At 46.2% G+C, this 2955-nt stretch carries 2 protein-coding genes; both read left to right on the forward strand.

Features of this window, described 5'->3' with window-relative positions; translation table 11 throughout:
* A partial coding sequence (locus tag ACFIL8_RS08760; protein WP_375689471.1) for a ShlB/FhaC/HecB family hemolysin secretion/activation protein occupies positions 1–765 on the forward strand: 765 nt, incomplete at its 5' end.
* Positions 766–790: 25 nt separating this feature from the next.
* A partial coding sequence (locus ACFIL8_RS08765) for a filamentous hemagglutinin N-terminal domain-containing protein (RefSeq protein WP_375689473.1) occupies positions 791–2955 on the forward strand: 2165 nt, incomplete at its 3' end.

Genomic DNA, 2955 nt, shown 5'->3' on the forward strand with positions numbered 1-2955 from the left:
GGGGATTCCAGTGAGTTGCACGCCAGTACAAGCAGGGTTCTTTACCGTGATAGTGTTTCCCTTACAACCTTGAATTTGGGTCTTTCTTATAAAAGAACCAACAATTACCTTCTTGGCAATAAGATTGAAGTGGGCAGCCGTCAATATAGCGTCGCCAATTTTGGCATTTCGCATTCGCGCCAGATGTTGGGGGGGACTTGGACCTTTGATGTGAGTTATTTGCAAGGTCTTCCCTTGTTTCATTCAGTAAAGAAACATGCGCCAGGAGCAGGGGATGCGGAGCCACAATTTGCCAAATTTACCGGTACGCTTAGTGTCATGACGCCTTTTAAGATAGGGGGCTTGGACTTTATACTGAGCAATCTTTTGAGTGGTCAATATTCACCGCATAATTTATTGGGAGCTGAACAGATTTCGTTGGGGGGCGCTTCCAATGTTCGTGGCACGCGTGAGAGTTTGCTTTTTGGCAATAACGGTTTTTTTAGCCGGAATGATTTGTTGCTACGCACCATTCCGTGGAGCAATCACGCGACCTTCAAAAAGGTTTTTGGAGAACTTCGCCCTTATGTTGGTTTGGATTATGGGCGTGTTTTTGCACAACCCTTGTATGGGATTAAGAATGATCAGCTTGCCGGTTGGACAGCCGGTGTCAAGCTTGCGGGAGGCATGGTCTCTCTTGATGCCAGTTATTCCAGTATTTTTTGGAGCACAGTTAAGCACAAAAAATCAGGAACATTTTTTATGACATTAACAATGGAACTTTAAGCATTTTTTATTGGGGAGTTAACGTATGAGATATGAAAAGAGAGCAGAAAGAGCAGCTTTATTAGGTGTTTTAGTCTCCAGTACGATGCTCAAAAAGGTTTTATTTGGGGGACTTGGTTTTTCTTGTTTGTTAGCCCCTTCAGCGTTACAGGCGCAAATTACTGTGGATCCTAACGCGAATGCCGCCCATCGTCCAGATATAGTGGCAGCGCCCAATGGGGTTCCCTCGATTGATATTGTTACCCCCAATGGCAAGGGCTTATCGCACAATAAATATAACGATTTTAATATTGGAAATCCGGGTGTGATTTGGAACAATCATGCGCAAGAAGTAGGGCAATCGCAGTTGGGGGGCATTATGCCGGGCAATCCGCATTTGCGTTTCACGGGTTCAGCGAAAGTGATTTTAAATGAAGTGACCAGCAGCAAGCGCAGTGCTTTGAATGGTCCAGGAGAGGTTTTTGGGAGCCCCGCCGATGTGATTATAGCCAATCCCAATGGGATAAGTTGTGATGGTTGTGGCTTTATCAATACGCCCCATGCGACCTTAACCACAGGTGTTCCCGAAATTGATGCGAGCGGTTTTTTGAAAGGCTTTGAGGTGCGAGGTGGGGATATTACCTTTGGCGCTAAGGGAGCCAATTTTTTCTCTGGTCAAGGAGCGGTTGATATTGTCGATATTGTCTCACGCACAGTGCATTTTGAAGGAGCTGTTGCGGGCAGAGAAATTGGTGTGACAGCAGGGACGGGTCACTTTGATTATGCTTCACGGGAAATGAAAGAACTGACCGATATTACCGGTAAACCGGAATATGCGATAGATGGTTCTGCTTTGGGGGCTCTACAGGCGGATCAGATTAAACTTGTGGCAACAGAAAAAGGTGTTGGGGTTCGCATGCGCCATGATATGGCAGCGAATGCGAGGCAGTTGCATCTTTCTGCTGACGGAAAAATCTCGTTGAAGAATGTTTTTGGTCATGGGGGTGTTGTTCTTCAATCAAAAAGCGATACCCTTCATGCAGAGAACATTACATCCAAAAAGCATATTGCGATTGCAGCAAAAAAAGGTGTCATGTTAGAAACGGTTGGCGCGGAAGGTCATTTGAGCGTAGATGCCCAGGATGGGCTTTTATCAATTGCCGGAAAAGCTACCTCGGGGGGCAATTTGGAGCTTTCTTCGCACCATGCTCTTCAAGTTTCAGGGCTAGGCGCAGGCGCTGATGTAACACTTGAAACAGATGGAGCGCTTAATATTGGTGGCACTGTTTTAGCTGGGGGCAATCTCAGGGCGCATGCCGGTGGTGATATACAAGCCCATTTTTTAGCTGGTGGGGTTGATATGGCAGCCACGCAAGCAGCTGGCAGCCTTGTTCTTGGCACAAAAGGGGATGTTGATCTCCAGAGCAGTCAAGGTGCGATTTTTGCTGAAAGTATTTATGGGGCAGGAGATATCACCCTGGTTTCTCATAATGGGCTCTCTGTTTCCCAAACAATTCTGTCGCATCACAATGTTGCCATTCATGTTGACCCCCATGCCGGCATTCATTTTGGGCAAGTTTTAGCCTATGGCAGAGCAGACATTCATGGTGGGGCGGTTGATTTTTCTTCTTTGATGACGGGTGATGATGCCGTTTTAAAGGTGGGAAGTCTTGATGCAGGCACACTGATGACAGGTTTAGATTTTGTTCACTCTCAGGTGAGCCCTTCAAACCCTACAGGTGCTCTTGTTTTTCATGATAAAGGTTCCCTTTTTGCTACAGCGCAAGAGGGTATAAAGGTTGGGCATATTATCAGTGGTGGCAATATTGAACTTTTTGCTGGCAACGACATTTATTATGATCAGGTCATTGGCTATGGCAGTGCAACCCTGACCTCGGTATCAGGAGGGATCAGCGTTGAGAATGTGCTGTCTGCTACGGGGGATGTGAGATTGACAGCAAACACACTGGATTTGAGCAATGATCGTTCTCATATTTACACGCCGCAAACGCTATATTTAACTGCGGATCATATTTATGTCTCGGGCAGCACGCTGATTTATGGTGGTTTAGATTTTCAAAGCACCAATGTTCTTGATATTCACCATGCACGGCTACAAGCCATTACCGATGAAGGAGGGACTGGAGATATTCTTTTTGTTGCTCCAGGCGTTATGGTGGATCAGTTCACATCGGTTTTAGCAGCACGAGA

Source organism: Bartonella sp. AP57NXGY (genome assembly GCF_042195805.1).
In the GTDB taxonomy this organism is placed as follows: Bacteria; Pseudomonadota; Alphaproteobacteria; order Rhizobiales; family Rhizobiaceae; genus Bartonella.